A 20,451-nucleotide genomic window follows, 5' to 3' on the forward strand; every position below is an offset into this window, starting at 1 on the left:
GTATGGGCGGACAAGAAAATATGTGATGAAAAAATGCGGGCGTGTTACAATAAGTAACTGGGTGAAGATAAAATGACAAAACTAGAAAAGATAGAAAAAACAATTACTTTTGTAAAACATATTTTAGAAAAAGATGCGAGTGGGCATGATTGGTATCATATTGAGCGCGTACATAAACTGGCGATTTCTTTATCCGAGCAAGAAGGAGGAAATCGTTTTATAATTGAAATGGCAGCATTACTTCACGATGTGGCAGATGAGAAGTTAAATGAAAGTGAAGAAGCAGGAATGAAAAAAGTTTCTGATTGGTTAGAAGAGTTACATGTTGAAGAAGAGGAAAGTAAGCATGTTCTTCATATTATCGCCAATATGTCTTATAAAGGTGGTCATGGCGGTAAAGTGGAGTCAATTGAAGGGAAGATTGTTCAAGATGCAGATCGCTTAGACGCTCTTGGTGCAATTGGAATAGCTCGCACATTTGCGTATGGCGGGGCGAAAGGGAGACTAATGTATGATCCAACTATTCCTCCTCGTGAAGTGATGACGAAAGATGAATATAGAAAAAATAATGACCCATCTTTAAATCATTTTTATGAAAAACTTTTAAAACTAAAAGACTTAATGAATACGAATGCAGCAAAACAAGAGGCTGAAGTTCGTCATCGTTATATGGAACAGTTTATTGAACAATTTATGAAAGAGTGGAATGCACAAATATGAAAATGTTAACTGTGGAAAACTTATCAAAATCATATGGAGAGAAACCGTTATTTGATGGATTATCATTTAGTATTGCAGAAGGACAACGTGCCGGAATTATCGGTGTAAACGGTACTGGTAAATCAACTTTATTAAAAATTATTGCAGGGGCAGAAATTCCTGACACAGGTGATATGACTCATTCACGTGGGTATACAATTAGTTATTTATCACAGCAACCAGAGTTTGATGAACAATTAACAGTATTAGAACAAGTCTTCCATGGTGATACACCTTTAATTCGTCTTCTTCGTGATTATGAAAAGGCGCTATTACATATCGAAAAAGATCCAAGTAATGAAAAGGTACAGGAACAATTATTTGCAGTGCAACAACGTATGGACGCAATGAGTGCGTGGGAAGCAAATGCGAATGCAAAATCGTTATTAACGAAACTAGGAATTACGGATTTCACAGCAACTGTTGGAAATTTATCTGGTGGGCAGAAAAAACGTATTGCGATGGCGCAGTGTTTTATTGAAACACCGGATCTATTAATTTTAGATGAGCCTACGAACCATCTTGACCATGAGACAGTTGAGTGGTTAGAGGAATATTTAGCAAGGTACACAGGTGCGGTATTACTTGTAACCCATGATCGTTATTTCTTAGATCGTGTGACGAATCGTATTTTCGAATTAGATAATGGAAAATTGTATAGTTATGAAGGGAATTACAGTACGTTTTTAGAAGCGAAAGCACTTCGTGAAGAACAAGAACTTGCACAAGAATCAAAACGTCAAAACTTATATCGCCGTGAACTAGCGTGGATTCGCCGTGGTGCAAAAGCTCGTTCGACAAAGCAAAAGGCACGTATTCAACGATTTGAAGAGTTAAAAGGTCAAGAAGGTCCAGCTGCAAAACAGTCAGTTGATATTGCGCTTAGCGGTAGTCGCCTTGGAAAAAAAGTACTTGAGTTAAAAGATGTAACGAAAAAATTTGGCGATAAAACAGTATTAAACAACTTCAATCATATCGTGAAACCAGGCGATCGTATCGGAATTATTGGAGCGAATGGAAGCGGGAAATCTTCGCTATTAAATATGCTTGCAGGTAAAATATCTCCTGATAGTGGTGAAATTGAAGTTGGGCAAACAGTAAAAATCGCTTACTATACGCAAGAAAATGAAGAGATGAATTTAAATCAACGTATGATTGAATACATTAAAGAAATCGCGGAAGTCATTCATACGACAGACGGAAAAGTAATTGGTGCGTCTCAAATGTTAGAACGTTTCTTATTCCCACCACATTCACATGGTACACCGCTTGGCAAATTATCTGGTGGCGAGAGAAGACGTTTATACTTATTACGTATATTAATGGGAGAACCGAACGTACTATTACTCGATGAGCCTACGAATGATCTAGATACACAAACATTAACTGTATTAGAAGATTATTTAGAAGATTTCCCGGGTGTCGTTTTAACTGTATCGCATGATCGTTACTTCTTAGATAAAGTAGTAGATGAATTGTTCATCTTTACGGGAGAAGGAGAAGTACGTGAATTTTTAGGTAGTTATACGGATTACTTAGAAATGGAAAAAACGAGAGAACTTATTGAGAAAGCGGAAGTGCAGAAAGAGAAAAAAGTAGTAGAAGAAGCACCGAAACAACAACGTAAGCGTAAACTTTCATATAACGAGCAGCGCGAATGGGAAACTATTGAAGATACAATTGCGGAACTTGAAGAAAAGCTAGAATCAATTGGAGAAGAGCTTGCGAATGTTGGTTCTGATTTTACGAAAGCGCAAGAATTGTCTGAAGCACAACAAAAAACAGAAGAAGAGCTAGAAAAAACGATGGAAAGATGGAGTGAACTATCGGACATTGTTGAAGGATTAAAATAAAAACAAGCTGCATATATTGAAAAGTAAAGAGAAAAACTTTACACTATTGGTAGAACCTATTTTAGGAGGGAAAAAATGAGAACATCTAATCCAATGTTGAAAAAAGAGGCATTCCGTAAAGAAGGAGCAAGTGCTTCTGCGATGACTATTGGCGGAACAGTAGGCAAAACGTTTATTATGCTTATCTTGCTACTTGCAACGTCTGTCTATTCATACATACAGATGCTAGAGGGTACGATGAAGATGCCAGTATTAATTGGCGCTTTAATCGTTGCGGCAATCATCGCATTTGCGTCTATGTTCTTCCCGCGTATTTCACCGTTTGGTGCACCAATCTATGCGGCGGTAGAAGGGGTTGTATTAGGTAGTATTTCAGCTGTTTATACAATGAAGTTTGGCGATTCTATCGTTTTAAATGCTGTATTACTAACAATCTCAATTCTATTTGCAATGTTAGTGTTATATGCAACACGTGTAGTAAAAGTAACGGATAAATTCCGTACAGGCGTGATGGCAGCAACACTTGGAATTATGGTTATGTACTTAGTCGTATTTCTACTAAACATGTTTGGTGTAACGGTTCCGTACATTCATCAAGGTGGTACAATCGGTATTATTATTAGTGCAGTTGTTATCGTAGTTGCTGCATTAAACTTATTACTAGATTTCGATTTAATCGAAAATGGTGTACGTAGTCAAGCTCCGAAATATATGGAGTGGTACACTGCAATGGGACTAATGCTTACATTAGTTTGGTTATACTTAGAAATTCTTCGTTTCGTTTCTTACTTTACGAAAAATGACTAATAAAAAATCCTGCATTTTTCATGCAGGATTTTTTGTTTTTCAAAGATAAATTGATGATGTGGTATAATATGGATGTTAGTAACTTTAAATTGAAGGGGATGGAATATGGTGAAAGAGAAGAAAGGGATTATGAAAAAACTATTTTCTAAAAGTTTTTTCATAGAACTAGATGATGCTTTAACGTATCCATCGGGAGAAGTTATTACTTCAGCTATTGAAAGTTATGCAGCTGAATGTAATGAACAACTGAAATTTGAGAGTAAAGTAAAACCGATAACTTTTTACTTAGAAGAAGTATTGTATCGTGCGGAAATAAAGATGGCCCGTGGAGGATATTACATTTCATGCAGTGAAGTATAAATTTTGAAACCTTACATGTTTAAAATATGTAAGGTTTCTTTTTTTCTTTTATAGCATAAAAAATAATCTTTTTTACTTTAAAATATATTATTTTACGCTTTTTACCCTTCAAACATTTTTCTTTACAATGAAGAAAAATATGTGAGGTGGTATAACTTATGATGAATCGAGTTGTATTAATCGGTAGATTGACAAAGGAGCCAGAATTATACTACACAAAGCAAGGTGTCGCTTATGCACGAGTATGTGTTGCGGTGAATAGAGGTTTTCGAAATAGCTTAGGTGAGCCACAAGTAGATTTTATTAATTGCGTCGTATGGAGAAGGTCAGCTGAGAATGTAACTGAATATTGTAAGAAAGGTTCACTTGTTGGAATTACTGGACGTATTCATACGAGGAATTACGAGGATAATCAAGGAAAGAGAATATATATAACGGAAGTTGTGATTGAGAGCATTACATTTTTGGAGAGAAGGAGGGAGGGCGCATCGTAAGAAGAGGGCTTAGTAATATAGCCCTCTATCACTTTTGATTGATCCCTTCCCAAACAACATCTAATTGTTGGTTGAGTGTATTTTTCACGTTTATTTCATTAGCATGTAATAGTGAATGGGACATTAATGTATAAAAATAAGTACTCATAATAGTAGAAGTGATAATATGTATATCCCATTGACTGTTTAATTTTCCTGCCTCTTTCGCTTCTGTAATAATTGAAGACAAACCCTCTTGTAGCTGTTGTATACTTTTTAATTCATTTTCTACTAAGTAGTTTGACTTTATAATCTCAAAGACGGCATGCTTCATTAAATCACCATGTCCAGTAAATCGATCCAGTAAATCGCCTAAAACAAGTTTGATTCTTTCTTTTGGATGTTCCACATTTTCGTAAGTTTTTAAACTTTCCTTCCATAGCTCAATTTGAGAATCACCTAAAAATAATAATATGTTCTCCTTTTTCGGAAAGTAGTTGAAGAAAGTGCCCTTCGCTATCCCACATGCAGTAGTAATATCTTGAACCGTTACATTTTCGTACCCGCGTTCTTGGAAGAGTTGTACTGCTTTTAGGAATATAAGTTCTTTTAATTCTTTTTTTCTCGTTTCTCTCAGCATATAATCTACTCCTAACACAAACAATTATATATGTTTAATAGATAATCTCAAATAAAATCTTACTTCATGATTAAGTTTAATGTAATTGAAAGAAGGATAGAGAATGCTGTTTCTTATTTTTATTATAAATGAAAGTTGTATAGTTCATGTGCTTGCCTTTCAGAAATCCATTTTGGAATACGTTTCATTACTTCATTTCTTACTATAGTTAAAGGTTTACTTTCTATTTGCGCCATTTTTCCAACTGTCCACGCAGTGTTTGAGATTTTTTCAATTCTATCTCGTCGTTTTTGTTCATATTCTAAAAATGCTTGACGATAATGGGCATTATTTTTGATGCATTCCGCCAAAATAATCGCATCTTCAATTGCTTGGCAAGCACCTTGGCCTAAATTCGGAGTAAGTGCATGGGCAGCATCCCCAATAAAAACGATGCGTTTTTCAAAAAATTGATTCATTGGCATAATGTCTACAATATCACGATGAATCATATGAACGTCCGATGCATTATGCAAAATAGATGGTATGGGATTGTGGTAAGATTTGAAATGATTATATAAATCTGCTGTTGTGTAAGCTTTGTATTTTGGATCTCTAGCTTTCGCGTTTATGAGCGCATACCAGTATACTTCGTTGTTGGGAAGAGGGACGATACCAAATCTACCGTTCGTTCCCCAAGTTTCAATAAAGTCATTTGTTAAAGAAAGATTATTAGTAGGAGTTATGCCACGCCAACACGTATATCCTGCATAACGATAATTATCCCTTTGTGTTACTTGTTTTCGAACGACAGAATGAATACCATCGGCAGCAATCAGTATATTGCCAAATGCTTCACTACCATCTTGAAATACTATTTTTAAGGCGTCTTCCTCATTTCGTTCTATTTTTACACATTCTTTTCCCCATTCGACAGTATCTTCTTGTAGTTCAGAAAGTAGCAATTGATGTAAATCTTTTCTATGAATAGAGTACATTTTAGGATAACAAGCTGGGATAATCAATTTATTGAAAATAGTTCCTTTTTCGGATACAAGTTTAAAGCCGTTACTTTCGTTGCCGAATTTTTTTATTCTCTCAGAAATTCTGTATGGCTCAAGTGCTTGCATTGCATTTGGAGCAATGATAATACCCGCACCAGCAACAGTAGGCTCATTGTTTTTATCATATACTTTTACTTCTATTCCTATTTTTTGTAAGGAAATTGCTGCGCAAAGTCCAGCAATACCGCCACCAATAATTATGACATTGTTCATTTGTTATCACTCCACCTTTGAATGACTTTGTTCATAAAATGACCTCGGTCATTTTATGAGTTAAGGTTAATCCCTTTTTATGTAATTGTCAATTATACTTTTAACTATAGTTATGGAATGATTAGGTGAAAATAGAATGAATGAAACTTTCCAGCAATGTAGAAAAGTAAATAGTAAAATTAAGCATCCGAGTAGGAGTATAGCGTGATAACATGTTACAATACAGCTAAGAACATGCAATAAAGGAGAGTTATTTACGTGAAGATTAAAGCAATTGAACCGACGCCAAGTCCAAATACAATGAAAGTTATTTTGAATGAAGTATTACCATCAGGAGCACGTAATAATTATACAAATGAAAATAAAGAACAAGCGCCAATGCAAGTGCAAGAAATTTTGAAAATTGAAGGCATTAAAGGTGTATATCATGTAGCTGACTTTTTAGCAGTGGAGCGAAATGCAAAGTATGACTGGAAAGTTTTATTACAGCAAGTTCGTGCTGTTTTTGGTGAAGAAGTAGTAGAAGAAAGTGAAGAACAACAACTTGCTCATTTTGGAGAAGTGAAAGTATTTGTTCAAATGTTCTTTACTATTCCAATGCAAGTAAAGTTAACAGATGGCACGACGGAAGAACGTGTTGGTTTACCTGACCGTTTTAAAGAATCAATTATGAAAGTGCAAATGTCTGCACCAAACGTTGTAAAAGAACGTAAATGGGTGGAACAAAGTACACGTTACGGTAATTTTGAAGAAATCGGGAAAGAAGTAGTAGAAGAGATTGTTGCTGCTTATCCGGAAGAACGTGTAAATGAAACGGTTAAAGAATTATTAAATCAAGCAGGTGCTGTTGAAGTAACGATTCAAAAGCGTGAGCCATATAAAGTAACAGAAGAGATGATGAAAGATGCTGACTGGAAAAAACGTTTTGCAGCTTTAGAACAAATGGATCCTACTGAAGAAGATATTCCAGTGTTGAAGATGGCGTTAGATGATGAAAAAGTTTCGATTCGCCGTTTAGCAACAGCATATTTAGGTATGGTAAAAGGTGATGAAGTATTACCGTTATTATATAAAGCCTTATTAGATCGCTCTGTAAGTGTTCGTCGTACTGCAGGAGATTGTTTATCAGATGTAGGTGATCCGGCGGCGATGTTCGTTATGATTAAATCTCTGAAAGATCCAAGTAAATTAGTACGCTGGCGTGCAGCGATGTTCTTATTTGAACTTGGAGATGAAAGTGCAATTCCAGCATTAAAAGCAGCGCAAGATGATCCAGAGTTTGAAGTAGCAATGCAAGCACGTCTAGCGTTAGAGCGTATTGAAGGCGGAGAGGAAGCAAAAGGTTCTGTATGGAAACAAATGACGGAGTCTCGTAAAGGGGAATAATGTATGATTGTTTTCTATGATAGTTGGTGTCCGATGTGTACGGCGGTTGCAGAACGTACGAAAAAATTAGATAAAAAGGGTAAGATGAAATTTGTTTCATTTCGAGATGAAGATGTAGTTGAGAAGTATGAACTTTCTCAAGAATTACAAAGTAAGATGGAACAAAGACTGTATATTTTAAAAAATAATAAGTGGTATGACGGCATTCATAGCATACATGTATTAGCAAAGGCCGTTCCATCTTATTGGTTTGCAGTTCCTTTTATAAAGCTATCTATCGTACTTGGTTTTGGAAGTAAAGTATACGATTATATCGCTAACAATAGAAAACTTGTCCCAGTTGGACATTGCCGCGAAGGGATTTGTGAAATCCCTACAAAAAAATAAAATCATCGTTATCTTTCTTTTGCACCTATTAATAGAGCGTGATATGATGAGTTTGGAATGAAAGTTGAAGGAGAGATTACAAGATGTCAAATGCTTATGAAGAATACATGCGCCAAATGGTAATCCCAATGCGTCAAGAATTAGTGCGCTCTGGGTTTGAAGAGTTAACTACAGAAGAAGCTGTAACAGAATTTATGGAAAACGTAACAGGTACAACTTTAGTAGTTGTAAATTCTGTTTGTGGTTGTGCAGCTGGTTTAGCACGTCCATCAGCAGGTCAAGCGGTTGTTCGTGCTGAAAAACAACCTGATCATCTTGTAACTGTATTTGCAGGTCAAGATAAAGATGCTACTGCAAAAATGCGTGAATACTTCGGAGAAATTCCTCCATCTTCACCATCTATGGCATTGTTAAAAGGAAAAGAAGTTGTTCACTTCATTCACCGTCATGAAATTGAAGGTGCAACTATGGACGAAATTATTACGAACTTAGAACAAGCTTTCGAAAAGAATTGCTAAAGAAGGGGGAGAGTAAATCTCCCTCTTTTCTTTATATAGAGGTGAAACAATGATAGTAACAACAGCAGGAAGAACGAACAAAGAAATGACAGATTATGCAAACCGGGTAGCAGCAGAATTAAATACTTCTTTCGTTAAACGTAATGACATACCAGTACATAAACTGCATGAGCAGTATGAACAAGATGTACTTGTTGTAGGAAAAAATCGATTAGCTATTTATCCGAAAGGTACGGAAGAGTCATTTTTCTTTCATCCAAACTCAGCGATGTTTCGTGTGAAAAGATTAATGCGCGGAGAACACGACCCGTTTGTACAAGCCACGCAATTAGAGAGTGGAATGACAGTGTTAGATTGTACGCTCGGTATGGCATCAGATAGTATTGTAGCGAGTTATATTGTTGGGGAAAGCGGAAAAGTAACCGGACTTGAAGGCAATGAGTATATGGCTTATATTATGGAAAATGGTTTGAAAACATGGTCTTCATCTGTTTCTGAAATTGATGAATCAATGCAACGAATCGATGTGAAGCAAACAGAGCATTACGCGTTTTTAAAACAATGTGAAGACAATTGTTATGATGTTGTGTACCTTGATCCGATGTTTGAAGAAACTGTTATAGAATCAGATGGAATAAAAGGATTAAAACACTTCGCTTTGTATCATGATATTACTGATGAAACAATTGCGGAAGCGAAGCGTGTGGCGAGAAAGCGTGTCGTTCTGAAAGACCATTTCCGTAGTTCTAGATTTGAAAAACATAATTTTTACGTATACAAAAGAAAAAGTGCTAAGTTTCACTTTGGTGTAATTGACCCTTGCTAATTGTTTGAAAAGATGTATAATAAGCAATAATTAATTAAATATACTGTCTGTGATGAAGAGAGTAGTCTTTTTTAGAAGGAAAGCGAGCTAGGGATGGTGTGAGCCTAGTGCGGAAGAAAAAGATGAAGCGCACTTCGGAGATGCTTCTTGAACGAATAGTAGAGTAAGCCGAGGCCCCCTGTCCTCGTTATAAACGGGAAAGTGGTTCGTAATGAACAACAAGGGTGGTACCACGGGTTCAAACTCGTCTCTTTTTTAGAGACGAGTTTTTTGTGTTTAAAAAAATAAGGAGGTTGTAGTATGGATTATAAAACACAGTTTGCGGAAAGTTTATCTAATATTTTTACGAATGAATTAACGCAAAAGCAAATTCTAGATTTAATTGAAACACCGAAACAAGATGAATTTGGAGATGCTGCATTTCCATGTTTTTCACTTGCGAAGCAATATAAAAAATCACCAGCTCTTATCGCAAAGGAAGTTGCGGAGAAATTAAGCGATCCATTTTTTACGAAAGTAGAGGCTGTTGGTCCTTATGTAAATGTATTTTTTAATCGTGAAACGGTAAGTGATGCAGTATTAAAAACGATTTTAGCGGAGAAAGGAGAGTACGGTCAAAATCACTTTGGATGTGAAAAGACTGTAGTTATCGATTATTCGTCTCCTAATATTGCGAAACCTTTTTCAATGGGGCATTTACGTTCTACAATGATTGGAAATTCACTGAAACATATCGCTGAAAAATGTGGTTATGAAGTTGTAGGGATTAATTATATTGGGGATTGGGGAACACAGTTTGGAAAGTTAATTACGGCTTATAAAAAATGGGGAAATGAAGCAGTAGTGAAAGAGGATCCAATACGTGAATTATTTAAGTTATATGTTCAATTTCATGAAGAGGTAAAAGACGACGAAGAATTAGAAGAAGAAGGACGCGCTTGGTTTAAGAAATTAGAAGAAGGTGATGAAGAAGCTGTTGAGCTTTGGAATTGGTTCCGCCACGAATCCTTAAAAGAATTTTCTCGTATTTATGAACTTCTCGGTGTGGAATTTACTAATTTTCAAGGAGAAGCTTTTTATAATAACTTAATGGAAGACTTTATTGGGATTTTAGAGGAACATGATTTACTTGAAGAGTCAGAAGGTGCATTAGTCGTTAATTTAGAAGAAGAGGGCATGCCACCTTGCTTAATTAGAAAATCAGATGGTGCGACGATTTACGCAACGCGTGACTTAACGGCAGCGTTATATCGTCAAAACACATATGCGTTTGATAAAGCGTTATACGTAGTTGGCCCAGAACAAAGTTTACACTTCAATCAATTTTTCACTGTATTAAAAAAGCTCGGCTACACTTGGGTTGATGGCATGGAACATGTACCGTTTGGGTTCATTTTAAAAGATGGTAAGAAAATGTCCACACGTAAAGGAAGAGTTATTTTACTCGAAGAAGTACTTGAGGAAGCAATAGACCTTGCAAAACAAAATATTGAAGAGAAAAATCCAAACTTAAAACAAAAAGAAGAAGTAGCAAAACAAGTCGGTGTCGGGGCAGTTATTTTCCATGATTTAAAAAATGAGCGTATGCATAATATTGAATTCTCATTAGAAAATATGCTGAAATTTGAAGGGGAAACAGGACCTTACGTACAGTACACACATGCACGTGCTTGCTCTATTTTAAGAAAAGAAAGCGTAGAATTTGAAACGTGTACGTTTGCATTAAAAGATGATCATAGTTGGAATATCGTAAAATTACTAAACAAATTCCCGGAAGTAATTGAAGCAGCATGTAACAAAAATGAGCCATCGGTTATTTCGAAATACGTATTAGATGTAGCGCAATCGTTTAATAAATATTACGGGAATGTGCGTATATTAGAAGAGAGTGAAGAGAAAGACAGTAGACTCGCATTAGTGTATGCTGTGACAGTTGTATTAAAAGAGGGATTACGTTTACTTGGGGTGGATGCTCTTGAGGAGATGTAAAATAAATAGGTATACGTATCATAATAGATATGTATGCCTATTTATTTTTATAGAAAATATGTAAGTAACAGTTATATTTTATAAAGTCTAAAATTTTTTGGAATTGTTTCAGGTGTAGGAATGTCCACATAAGATGGAGAATTGTAATGTCATATAAAGGAGGCGTTAAACTTGGAAACGTACGATTGGAACAGTAAACTAGCGTATTTAAAGAATACGAGAGATCTATATTACAACGACGATTATGTAAGCTTTTTAGTAAATACAGTTTGGAGAATCACTAAGCCAGTACATATCGTTGATTACGGTTGTGGATATGGTTATTTAGGCTTAATATTAATGCCATTACTTCCAAAAGGATCAAAGTATACAGGCATTGATAGCGGGGGAACATTACTTGCTGAAGCGAGAGAATTGTTTCGTTTACTTCCATATGAGACAGAATTTCTTGAGGGAGATGCTACAGAAATTGAATTGAACGATACATACGATATAGCAATCTGTCATGCCTTCTTATTACATATGAGTTTACCAAAAACAATGCTACAAAAAATGATACATTCAGTTAAAAGTGGAGGGAAAATAATTTGTTTTGAGCCACATTGGATATCAAATATGTCTTCATACTTTTTAGATGGAGAGAATCAATCTGAAATTATTAGGTTAGGCACTTTGCAGAAGTTATTTGAAAATGACACGCAGAGAAGCGGAAGAGATGGAAATATTGGTATGAAAATACCGGCGTATTTAAGTGAATTAGGCGTGAAAAATATTGAGTGTCGAGTGAGCGATAAAGTGAATTTTTTAGATTCTAATATGCACCATAATGGTAAAGCGAAGTTGTATCATTCATTAAAGGAAGAGGGGATTGCGGGGAATCCAGGTGATAAACAGCAATTTATAGGACGTTTAATAGACAGAGGATTAACATATGATGATGCGCTAGCTCAATATGAAGCTGAACTACGATTTTTTAAAGCATTTCATATACATTCTTCTTTAGTATATGCTCCGAATATGAAAATTACATTTGGTGAAATAGTATGTTAATAGGTAGTAATACGATGAAACATGTCGCTTAATGTCGATAAATCGATATTCGACATACAATCGCTGATATATTTTGAAAATCGCCGATAAAATGAAAGAATCGCTGATATATTTAAATTATCGCCGATATAATTTCATGTACTGATTTCAACTATATAAAGATAAGGTCCGCATGTAACGTTATTCCATTTAATCAAACAAAATATGGAGAAAAACAATCATTTTTACTATATTTTGTTATAAATCCAAATAATATTAAATAATACTATCCATTATAGGAGATTTTAGTTGAATACATACAATATGATGTGTAAAATCTAAGCAAGTAGCAGTATAAATAAATATTCGAGGTGAATACATGCTAGATTTTAAGCAGTTAGATGCTTGTTTGAAAGACAAGAGATTTATAGAGGGATTACAGGAAATAAATAATGAAATTTCATATATAAAAGAAAAGAATACTTTATCTTATGTAAAGAATTGGCTTGCTAATATTCCTTCATATAAGGAGTTTGATATATTAATTCGTCTTACTGATGAAGGGCTTATGCACCAATACAGTTCATTCCTCATTCGCTACGCTTATAAAAAATTCCCAAATATGAGAACGCTCTCTTTATATTGTGATGAGTTAATTGATGAGCGGAAAATTCTTGAAGCAGAACAGTTGCTAAAAGACGCTTTAGAAGAGAGCAATAAAGAAGAAATAGATGCCGATTTTTTAGCGAAAACATATTTTACGTTAGTAAGATGTCTTTTAGAAATGAAACGAAATGAAGAAGCGCTAATCTATATGCAAAAAGCAGAGGAGTACAGTGAACGTGCCGTATTTGATAAATGGGGTTACGTCTATATGCATACAGGTGAATGGGAGAAAGCAGAAGAACAATTTATAGCCGGCATGCAGCATAAAGATTGTGAAGAGTTATCTACTTATTTATTAGCACAGTTATATGCAAATAAAGGGGAACAAAAACGTGCATTACAGCTAATTGATGATGCAATTGTAAAGTTCCCGCAAGTACCATATTTTCATTTTGAAAAGGTGAAATATTTATTAGATTTAGGGAAGTATGAAGAAGTGTTAGACGTAATAAATAACATAAATAATCAGCTTCCTTATCATGCGTATAAAGCTTACTTTGTGCATTTACGTGCAGAAGCGCTTTACAAAATGAATAAACTTGTAGATTTACAACAATTATTAAAAGAAGAAAAAAGTTTAAAAGAGTCTTTATATCATAATTTAGAAAAAAATCCGGGTGGCAAAAAGGTTCACTTACCGATAGTTCCCATTGTACAAAAGGATAACTATTGTGTGCCGACAAGTTTAGAAATGATGTTGCACTTATGGGGAGAAAAACGTACACAAGATGAAATAGCAGAGTTTATTTTTGATATGACAGGATCCAAGTTTTCAGATACTGTTTCTTATTTAGAAGAATTAGGTTATGAATATCGTTATTTTAAAGGGAATGTAGAAAATTATAAGAGACTGTTAGATCAGGGGATTCCCGTTTTATTAAGTATAGATATTGAGCATGCTTCACATGTGCAAGTGCTAGCTGGATATGATGATACGTTACAAGCATTTTATGTTCAAGATCCGAACTTTATCGAACCAGTTATTGTGGAATATAGGAAGTTACAAGAAAAATATCGTTATACAGGCTGCTTAGCGATTACGTTTGTTCCGAAAGAAAAAAAGGAACTACTATCATTTTTAAATGAAGAAGAACATCATTATTTTAAATCTATTTTTTCTTTAACAGATCATTTGGATGAACAAGATAAAGAGGGGATTCATGACTTAGTACAGTTTTTAAAAGGGAAGAGTGATAATCCGAATACATGGTTATATACGGTTAAGCATTTAGATGTTGAAGTAGATAAAGAATTTATTTTATATTGTATAAAAAAGTTAATGGAGAAATTTCCTAACTCAGATTTTGTTAAATTACATGGTGCACAGTGCTTTATTCGCCTGGAAGAGTTAGAAAAAGCTGGGCAAATGCTTGCGAGTGTTGAGAAGAAAAATAGTCGTGCCTTATATCATTTCATAAACGGAAGGTATGCTTTTGAGCAGGAAAGTTATATAGAAGCGATTTCAAGTTTTCGTTCCTCGTTACAATTAGACGCAGATCAGCCGATTGCTTGGAGTTTTCTCGCTTTATCATATATGTATATCGACCAATCTGAAAAGGCGTTGCAGTTTTCTCAAGTAGCTTTAGAGCGTAGTCCTGAAAGATTTACTTTAACGAATCACGGGTTAATATTAATAGATTTAGAAAGATATGAAGAAGCGTATGAAATCTTTAATGATTTGTTAAAAGAATATAAAAATGAGGCACATGTATGGTATGAGCGAGCGAGATGTGCGCATCATTTAGGGAAAGTATATTTAGCGATAAAAGGGCTTAAAATAGCAATTCATTTGGATAGTAATGCACCATACATTTATACGAAACTTGCAGAAATATACGAATCTGATTTGAAGGATGAAGAAAGTACGAAAGAAGTTTTATTAAAAGGTATTGAGAATTGTGATGATAAGGCACCTCTATACGTAAAACTCGGTGACTACCATTTTCAAAAGGATAGTCTGGAAGAAGCAGAAACATTGTATACTCGTGCTTTGGAAGAAAATCATGATGATGTATACTCTCACTTCGGACTTACGCAAGTTTATATGGCAAGAGAACAATATAAGGAAGCGAAAGAATATATTCTCAGTATTGAAAAACAAATTGAAAAGAGTCAAGATTTCCTTATGAACGCAGGAATGGTTTTATGGGATGCTGAGATTGAACTTGGTGGAAGTGAAGAAGGATTTAAAGTAGCATTGTCTAAGTTAGAGAGTGGTATAAAGCAGAGCGAATATAATGTAGCAAGTGCGTTAGATGAATATGTGAATCGAATGAAAGGAACAGTATTTGTACAACGAGGAATAGCATTCTTAAGAACGTTGCAGAAAGAAAGAAATGAAGTAAGTGAATACGGTTGTTATACAGGTATTTTATATGAATCTATCGGACAGTATGGCCAAGCGATGAAAAGATATAAAAGGGCGATAGAACAAAAAGAAACGGCATTACCGTATTACCGAATTGGTGAAACACTTATGCTATTAGGGCAATTGACGGAAGCAAAACAAGCGTATGAAAGATGTTTAGAGATTGATGGGAATTTCGTAGGTGTACATTTACAGCTTGCAGAAATATACGAAAAAGAAGAAAATCGTTCTAAAGAACAAAGTCATATGGTTCAGGCGATGAAAGAAGAGCCGTTGCATATTAATATGGAATATTTGGCACAGCTTTCAGTAGAAATGAATCTACAGGAGGAATTGCTGACTGAACTAGAACAATTAGCAGACGAAGTGCCTGAAATATGGCGATTAGATGCGATTGCATATGTGTATGGAGCGATGGATGAAATAGATAAAGAACAAGCACAGATTGAAGAGGCACTACGATTAGATGGCGAGCATACAGAAGTTTTATACCATTATGCAAAAGTATTAGTGAAAAATAGAAATGCAAAAGCAATTGAAATTGCAATGAAGGTTATACAAAAAGATGTAAATAATGAACGTATATTTGATGTATATGTAAAAGCGATAGAACAACATAAGAAATGGTCTAACATACGAGATTTTCTTCATATATTAAAAGTGAAAAAGGCAGAAAGAAGTATGGCGTTTATGTATGCAGCATCTGCAGTTACAGAAAGGTGGATTGAACGTCAACAAAATGAACAGCCGAAGAAATCCATAATTACAAGAGCTTTTTATCGCATGAAAAACCGTGCGAAAGAAATTTCGATTATTACTACAATCATTGATTTATATGAAATCTCATTAAAGTTAAATCAAAAAAATAGTATGGCAGCGCAGCGATTTGCACTATTTTATGAGAATGTGGCGATGTATAAAGAGGCGATAGATGTATTGCAAACATCATTAGAAAGTAAATGGGATTACGATGTAGCGAAGCAACTTGTAAATCTTTTCATAGAGTGTGAGGAAGAAGATAGATTACGGGATGCTGCAGAATTAACGAAGCAAATGGTTCGAGAGTTACCAGATGATTATGATACGCTTCTTTTACAAGCACAAGTATTCTTTAAAATGGGAGAAGAAAGAAAAGCAGAAAAGATTACTTTACAATTAACGGAGCAAACACCGTTTGTAAGTAGAGCGTTTCTTGCTTTAGGAGAAATATATCAAAGTCAAGAACGGTTTGAAGAGGCAATTCACGTATTAGAAAATGCTTCTATACATCATCCGAATGAAACAGCAATTCTTCTTTCTTTAGCATCTTCTTATCATGGTGCCGGCCAAACACGAAAGGCAGAAGAAATAGCAAATGAAGCATTAAAAATTGATGCGAGTGATTTGTTAGCGAGATACGATCGTGCTTGTTATTTAGCGCAGTTAAACAGAAATGAAGAGGCGAAGGAAGAGTTTGAAATTGTACTTCGTGAGGATGAGTCGGGATTTTTCGCTGAACTTATCGAGGATGATGAAAATTTAGCAGCACTGCGAGAATTTGAAAAGTAATTGTATAAGAAGAACGAAAAAGGATATAAATAAAGTGAAACTTTAATCAGTGGGGGTCTTACTGCCCATTAAAGCGGGATAAAATATATTTTGAATTAGTTGACAATTCATCGCCTGATGGCATAAAATAGCTTTTAACAAAGTATACAAATCTGAAGACGAGAAAGAGTAAAATAGTGTACTGTTCCCCAGAGAGCCGGTATGTTGCTGAAAGCCGGTGTGCAGACGTTATTTGAAAATCATCTCCGAGGAGCCGAGGCTGAAAATGAGTAAGCTCGGACGGATGTCTACCGTTACAAAGAACACGTATGATAGTACGTTGCTAAGTGCTATTAGTGAAGAGCTAATAGAATTAGGGTGGTATCGCGGGTAAACCCGTCCCTATTTTATAGGGACGGGTTTTTTGTGTGCTTTAAAACATTCAAAAGGAGTGATTGTAGATGAAGAAAGTAGATGTAAAAGAGTCAGCTGTAGGGAGAGAAACACGTATTCGTAAACAGTGGAACGAGCAGAGCATTTTCGAACAATCAATTCAGAATCGAGAAGGCGCACAATCTTTTGTGTTTTATGAAGGACCACCAACGGCGAACGGACTACCGCATGTAGGTCATGCACTTGGACGAACAATTAAAGATGTAGTAGCAAGATATAAAACGATGGCTGGTTATAAAGTATTAAGAAAAGCGGGATGGGATACGCACGGCTTACCTGTAGAATTAGGTGTTGAGAAGCAACTTGGTATTTCTGGTAAACATGAAATCGAAGAGTATGGAATTGAACCATTTATTCAGAAGTGTAAAGAGAGTGTATTCACATATGAGAAACAGTGGCGTGAATTCACTGAAAGTATCGGTTATTGGGTAGATATGGATGATCCATACGTTACGTTAGAGAATCCATATATCGAAAGTGTATGGCATATTTTAGGGACGATTCATGAAAAAGGATTATTGTATAAGGGACATAGAGTTTCACCATATTGCCCAAGCTGTCAAACTTCACTAAGTTCACATGAGGTTGCCCAAGGGTATAAAACAGTAAAAGATTTAAGTGCAACAGTTAAGTTTAAAGTGAAAGATAGTGACAATGAATACTTCCTAGGTTGGACGACAACACCTTGGACACTTCCAGCAAATGTTGCACTCGCTGTACATCCAAATATGGAATACGTGAAAGCGAAACAAGAAGGTCATGTATACATTGTTGCGAAAGAACGTGTACGAGATGTATTAAAAGAAAACTATGAAGTATTATCTGTTCATAAAGGAGAAGAATTATTAAATACTTCTTATACAGCACCGTTTCCGATGAAAGAAGTTACAAATGGGTACCGCGTTATCGGAGCAGATTTTGTAACGGCAGATAGTGGTACAGGACTCGTTCATATCGCTCCAGCATACGGAGAGGACGATTATAGAGTCGTTCAAAGTGAAGGATTATCATTCTTACATGTTGTAGATGAAAAGGGTGAGTATACAGAAGTCGTACCATTTTTGAAAGGTAAATTTGTAAAAGATTGTGACGTAGATATCGTTCGTTATTTAGCGAAGGAAGGTTTACTATACCATAAAGAAAAGTATGAACACAGTTATCCGCATTGCTGGCGCTGTGATTCACCACTTCTTTATTATGCAGGAGAGAGTTGGTTAATCCGAACGACTGCAATTAAAGATACGTTTTTACAAAATAACGATACTGTTATTTGGTATCCAGATCATATGAAACATGGAAGATTTGGTAAGTTTTTAGAAAATATGGTGGACTGGAATATTAGCCGAAATAGATATTGGGGAACACCATTAAACGTATGGGAATGTGAACGTTGCGATCATCAATTTGCACCGAAAAGCATTGCGGATTTAAGAAAGCATAGTACGAAAGAAACACCGGAAGATTTAGAATTGCATAAGCCGTATGTAGATGAAGTACAAGTTTACTGCGAAAAATGCGGAAGTACAATGAATCGTACACCAGAAGTAATTGATGTTTGGTTTGATAGTGGTTCGATGCCATTTGCGCAATATCATTATCCGTTTGAAAATAAAGAGTTATTTGAAGAACAGTTTCCAGCAGATGTAATTGCAGAAGGAATTGATCAAACACGCGGCTGGTTTTATAGTTTATTAGCTGTATCAGCACTATATACTGGAAAAGTACCGTATAAACGAGTGCTATCACTAGGGCATGTTCTAGACGAGGAAGGACAGAAAATGTCTAAAAGTAAAGGGAATGCACTAGATCCAGTTGATTTAGTAGAGAAGTTTGGTGCTGATGCTTTAAGATGGGCTTTACTCGTTGACAGTGCTCCGTGGAATGCGAAGCGTTTTTCTGAAAGAACAGTATTAGAAGCAAAATCTAAATTTGTAGATACATTAGTCAATGTGTATAGCTTCTACGTTTTATATGCAAATTTAGATGAGTATAATCCGAACGAAACGTATGACGTAAAGCGGACGAAATTGGATGAATGGGTATTATCAAGATTGCATAGTACAACGAAAAAAGTGAGAACTGCACTTGATGATTATCAATTTACGAATGCAGCTCGTGAAATCGCGGCGCTTGTAGATGAAGTAAGTAATTGGTACGTAAGGCGATCACGTAATCGTTTCTGGGAATCTGGTATGAATGCTGAAAAAGCAGCTGCGTATGAGACACTTCATGAAGTGCTTGTAACAATTAGTAAACTAATTGCACCATTTACACCGTTTGTCGCTGAAGATATTCATTTGAATTTAACTGGAAGTAGCGTTCATTTAGCCGATTATCCAGTTGTAAATGAATCACTACTTCAGCCGAAATTAGAAGCGGAAATGGATGCAGTTTTACAAGTTGTTGAACTTGGAAGAAGTAATCGTAATCAACATTCTTTAAAAGTAAAACAGCCGTTAGCGGAACTTGTATTACTTGAGCATAATGAAAATGATATGGATTGGGAATCTTATCGTGATATCGTTATGGATGAGTTAAATGTGAAGGCGTTCCATGTTGAACTCGATGAAACGAAATACACATCCTATCAATTAAAGCTGAATTTTAAAACGGCTGGGCCGAAGTTCGGTAAAAATGTGAATGCAGTAAATGGCTGGCTAAAACAATTATCACAAGACGAGGTACAAAACTTTGTCTCTACAGAAAGAGCAGTTTACGAAGTAGCATCAGGAGAAGAAATAGTTGTAACGAATGAAGATGTATTAGTAGAGAAAGTTGCGAAATCTGGATTCTCTAATACAACTAACGGACAATATACAGTAATGTTAGATACGAATGTAACGGAAGAATTGCTACAAGAAGGGGTAGCACGTGAATTCATCCGCGCCGTTCAAGAATATCGTAAGCAGTTGAATTTACCTGTTAATTTACGAGTAGATGTAATTCTTGATACAGAGGAAGAACTACAGCAAACGTTAACGAATCATAAAGAGTTGTTGGAAGAAAACTTACTCGTTAAACAATTTACATTTGGTCACTTAACGAATAAAGACGATGAAATTTCTTTAGGTGAGACAAAATTCCGCATTAAATTAAGCTCAGCTAATTAAAGAAAAGGAAGTTGGAATGATTCCAACTTCCTTTTTGTATGATG

The 20,451-nt window shown here is 35.4% G+C and carries 15 protein-coding genes and 2 other annotated features; of the genes, 13 read left to right on the forward strand and 2 right to left on the reverse strand.

Annotation, left to right across the window (positions count from 1 at the left end):
* Positions 1–72: 72 nt before the first annotated feature.
* From MR070_RS13075 to MR070_RS13095, 5 genes are all read left to right on the forward strand, one after another.
* Entirely contained in the window at positions 73–720 is a 648-nt protein-coding gene (locus tag MR070_RS13075) for an HD domain-containing protein (protein WP_000163595.1), read from the forward strand.
* Entirely contained in the window at positions 717–2,612 is a 1,896-nt protein-coding gene (locus MR070_RS13080; RefSeq protein WP_000783207.1) for an ABC-F family ATP-binding cassette domain-containing protein, read from the forward strand. The genes MR070_RS13075 and MR070_RS13080 overlap by 4 nt, the downstream gene beginning before the upstream one ends.
* A gap of 75 nt (positions 2,613–2,687) precedes the next feature.
* Complete coding sequence (locus tag MR070_RS13085) at positions 2,688–3,419, forward strand: Bax inhibitor-1/YccA family protein (protein ID WP_001260643.1); 732 nt, start codon at positions 2,688–2,690, stop codon at positions 3,417–3,419.
* A gap of 105 nt (positions 3,420–3,524) precedes the next feature.
* Positions 3,525–3,779 (forward strand): DUF4318 domain-containing protein, encoded by a 255-nt coding sequence (locus MR070_RS13090; protein WP_138322091.1) that lies wholly within the window; start codon positions 3,525–3,527, stop codon positions 3,777–3,779.
* 158 nt (positions 3,780–3,937) lie between these two features.
* Positions 3,938–4,273: a single-stranded DNA-binding protein gene (locus MR070_RS13095; RefSeq protein WP_000982023.1), complete on the forward strand. Its 336-nt coding sequence runs from the start codon at positions 3,938–3,940 to the stop codon at positions 4,271–4,273.
* A 28-nt stretch (positions 4,274–4,301) separates the two neighbouring features.
* On the opposite strand, the gene MR070_RS13100 is transcribed toward MR070_RS13095, so the two are convergent.
* Both MR070_RS13100 and MR070_RS13105 read right to left on the reverse strand, forming a co-directional pair.
* Positions 4,302–4,892 carry a TetR/AcrR family transcriptional regulator gene (locus tag MR070_RS13100; protein ID WP_138322089.1) on the reverse strand — a complete coding sequence of 197 codons (591 nt, stop codon included), beginning with the start codon at positions 4,890–4,892 and terminating at the stop codon, positions 4,302–4,304.
* Between the two features lie 122 nt (positions 4,893–5,014).
* Complete coding sequence (locus MR070_RS13105) at positions 5,015–6,148, reverse strand: FAD-dependent oxidoreductase (RefSeq protein WP_242261446.1); 1,134 nt, start codon at positions 6,146–6,148, stop codon at positions 5,015–5,017.
* Positions 6,149–6,406: 258 nt separating this feature from the next.
* Between MR070_RS13105 and MR070_RS13110 the strand changes: the two genes are divergently transcribed.
* From MR070_RS13110 to ileS, 8 genes are all read left to right on the forward strand, one after another.
* Positions 6,407–7,534 (forward strand): conserved virulence factor C family protein, encoded by a 1,128-nt coding sequence (locus MR070_RS13110; protein ID WP_000692572.1) that lies wholly within the window; start codon positions 6,407–6,409, stop codon positions 7,532–7,534.
* Between the two features lie 3 nt (positions 7,535–7,537).
* Complete coding sequence (locus MR070_RS13115) at positions 7,538–7,921, forward strand: thiol-disulfide oxidoreductase DCC family protein (protein WP_000634875.1); 384 nt, start codon at positions 7,538–7,540, stop codon at positions 7,919–7,921.
* An 83-nt stretch (positions 7,922–8,004) separates the two neighbouring features.
* Positions 8,005–8,439, forward strand: a complete 435-nt coding sequence (locus MR070_RS13120; RefSeq protein WP_000063713.1) for a BrxA/BrxB family bacilliredoxin — start codon at positions 8,005–8,007, stop codon at positions 8,437–8,439.
* A gap of 49 nt (positions 8,440–8,488) precedes the next feature.
* Entirely contained in the window at positions 8,489–9,265 is a 777-nt protein-coding gene (locus tag MR070_RS13125; RefSeq protein ID WP_044792572.1) for a class I SAM-dependent methyltransferase, read from the forward strand.
* A gap of 40 nt (positions 9,266–9,305) precedes the next feature.
* Positions 9,306–9,520: a binding site (T-box leader), on the forward strand.
* A gap of 45 nt (positions 9,521–9,565) precedes the next feature.
* A complete protein-coding gene (gene argS, locus MR070_RS13130) occupies positions 9,566–11,254 on the forward strand; it encodes an arginine--tRNA ligase (protein WP_242261447.1) in 1,689 nt (562 codons plus the stop codon).
* A 171-nt stretch (positions 11,255–11,425) separates the two neighbouring features.
* Positions 11,426–12,304 (forward strand): class I SAM-dependent methyltransferase, encoded by an 879-nt coding sequence (locus tag MR070_RS13135; protein ID WP_242261448.1) that lies wholly within the window; start codon positions 11,426–11,428, stop codon positions 12,302–12,304.
* A 358-nt stretch (positions 12,305–12,662) separates the two neighbouring features.
* The gene (locus tag MR070_RS13140) at positions 12,663–16,865 is read left to right on the forward strand and encodes a bacteriocin-processing peptidase family protein (protein ID WP_242261449.1); all 4,203 of its coding nucleotides are present in this window, start codon (positions 12,663–12,665) and stop codon (positions 16,863–16,865) included.
* 146 nt (positions 16,866–17,011) lie between these two features.
* Positions 17,012–17,251 (forward strand) — a binding site (T-box leader).
* Between the two features lie 54 nt (positions 17,252–17,305).
* Positions 17,306–20,407 (forward strand): isoleucine--tRNA ligase, encoded by a 3,102-nt coding sequence (gene ileS, locus MR070_RS13145; protein WP_242261450.1) that lies wholly within the window; start codon positions 17,306–17,308, stop codon positions 20,405–20,407.
* Positions 20,408–20,451 lie beyond the last annotated feature (44 nt).

Source organism: Bacillus cereus group sp. BfR-BA-01453 (genome assembly GCF_022662915.1).
GTDB classification, from domain to species: Bacteria; Bacillota; Bacilli; order Bacillales; family Bacillaceae_G; genus Bacillus_A; species Bacillus_A paranthracis.